This window comes from Paenirhizobium selenitireducens ATCC BAA-1503, from assembly GCF_000518785.1.
Classification (GTDB): domain Bacteria; phylum Pseudomonadota; class Alphaproteobacteria; order Rhizobiales; family Rhizobiaceae; genus Allorhizobium; species Allorhizobium selenitireducens.
On the sequence record NZ_JAEG01000029.1, the window covers coordinates 1 to 2,508 of the forward strand.

The window sequence follows — 2,508 nt, forward strand, 5'->3', positions numbered from 1 at the left end:
TGGTTGCGGGGGCAGGATTTGAACCTGCGGCCTTCAGGTTATGAGCCTGACGAGCTACCGGGCTGCTCCACCCCGCGTTATATTTTTGCCGGGGAATACCCGGGGCTTGGAAAGCAAAAAGGCCGCTTTTGAGCGGCCCTTGATCGGCTTTGGGCCGTTGATTTGTGGATTGAGAAGATGTTTGTTTTGCACTTAGCAGACCTGGCAGCGACCTACTCTCCCGCGTCTTGAGACGAAGTACCATTGGCGCTGGGGCGTTTCACGGCCGTGTTCGGAATGGGAACGGGTGCGGCCGCCCCGCCATGACCACCAGGTCGGCTAAGGGCAAAACATTGAGAAGCTGGTAGAGGCTTTTGGCCTCGTTTGTCTTTGTGAACACGTCTTTTCTTGACCTTTGCCTGCGGGGATTTCCCATACAGGCCGCAAGGCCGTCGCCAATCGTTTGGCGGCCCGTCCGGAGCGCTTTGCGCGTCAGGACAGAAGAGATGGCTCATCGAACTTTGTTCGATGAGCATGGTCAATGAGAACGATCAAGCCAATCGAGCTATTAGTACCGGTAAGCTTCATGCATTACTGCACTTCCACACCCGGCCTATCAACGTGGTAGTCTTCCACGGCTCTGATAGGGAACACTCGTTTTCAGGTTGGTTTCCCGCTTAGATGCCTTCAGCGGTTATCCATTCCATATATAGCTACCCTGCTATGCCGTTGGCACGACAACAGGTCCACCAGAGATATGTCCATCCCGGTCCTCTCGTACTAGGGACAGATCCTGTCAATATTCCTACACCCACGGCAGATAGGGACCGAACTGTCTCACGACGTTCTGAACCCAGCTCACGTACCGCTTTAATTGGCGAACAGCCAAACCCTTGGGACCTGCTCCAGCCCCAGGATGCGATGAGCCGACATCGAGGTGCCAAACAACCCCGTCGATATGGACTCTTGGGGGTCATCAGCCTGTTATCCCCGGCGTACCTTTTATCCGTTGAGCGATGGCCCTTCCACGCGGGACCACCGGATCACTATGACCGACTTTCGTCTCTGCTCGACTTGTCAGTCTCGCAGTCAGGCGGGCTTATGCCATTGCACTCGACGACCGATTTCCGACCGGTCTGAGCCCACCATCGCGCGCCTCCGTTACTCTTTCGGAGGCGACCGCCCCAGTCAAACTACCCACCATACACTGTCCCGGATCCGGATAACGGACCGCGGTTAGACATCCATGACGATAAGGGTGGTATTTCAAGGATGGCTCCACAGAAACTGGCGTCCCTGCTTCAAAGCCTACCACCTATCCTACACATGCCGACACGAATGCCAGTGTAAAGCTATAGTAAAGGTGCACGGGGTCTTTCCGTCTGACCGCAGGAACCCCGCATCTTCACGGGGAATTCAATTTCACTGAGTCTATGCTGGAGACAGCGGGGAAGTCGTTACGCCATTCGTGCAGGTCGGAACTTACCCGACAAGGAATTTCGCTACCTTAGGACCGTTATAGTTACGGCCGCCGTTTACTGGGGCTTCGATTCAAAGCTTGCACCTCTCCTCTTAACCTTCCAGCACCGGGCAGGCGTCAGACCCTATACGTCGTCTTGCGACTTCGCAGAGCCCTGTGTTTTTGATAAACAGTCGCTACCCCCTGGTCTGTGCCACCCTCACATACTTGCGTACATAAGGGTCACGCTTCTTCCGAAGTTACGCGTGCAATTTGCCGAGTTCCTTCAGCATAGTTCTCTCAAGCGCCTTGGTATACTCTACCTGACCACCTGTGTCGGTTTCGGGTACGGTCTATAGGGTGGAGCTATTTCCTGGAACCGCTCCACCGCACATTCAATCCAATAAGAATGTACGATTTGTGCGATCCGTCACTACCACCAGGCCCACGAATATTAACGTGGTTCCCATCGACTACGCATTTCTGCCTCATCTTAGGGGCCGGCTAACCCTGCTCAGATTAACTTTAAGCAGGAACCCTTGGTCTTTCGGCGAGGGAGTCTCTCACTCCCTTTATCGTTACTCATGTCAACATTCGCACTTCCGATACCTCCAGGGCCCCTCACAGGTACCCCTTCACAGGCTTACGGAACGCTCCGCTACCACACGTCTTGCGACGTATCCTCAGCTTCGGTGCATGGCTTTAGCCCCGTTACATTTTCGGCGCAAAGACCCTTATTTAGACCAGTGAGCTGTTACGCTTTCTTTAAATGATGGCTGCTTCTAAGCCAACATCCTGGTTGTTTTGGGATCCTCACATCCTTTCCCACTTAGCCATGACTTGGGGACCTTAGCTGGAGGTCAGGGTTGTTGCCCTCTTCACGACGGACGTTAGCACCCGCCGTGTGTCTGCCGACTAGTACTCCTCGGTATTCGGAGTTTGGTTAGGATCAGTAAGACGGTGAGTCCCCATAGCCCATCCAGTGCTCTACCCCCGAGGGTATTCGGTCGACGCACTACCTAAATAGTTTTCGCGGAGAACCAGCTATTTCCGAGTTTGATTGGCCTTTC

The 2,508-nt window shown here is 54.1% G+C and carries 1 tRNA gene and 2 rRNA genes; all 3 read right to left on the reverse strand.

Annotated features, from left to right (window positions below):
- Positions 1-77, reverse strand: a tRNA-Met gene (locus tag L867_RS0120885).
- Between the two features lie 122 nt (positions 78-199).
- Positions 200-314: ribosomal RNA gene (gene rrf / locus L867_RS0120890) — 5S ribosomal RNA — on the reverse strand.
- Positions 315-526: 212 nt separating this feature from the next.
- Positions 527-2,508, reverse strand: a 23S ribosomal RNA gene (locus L867_RS0120895); the annotation flags it as partial.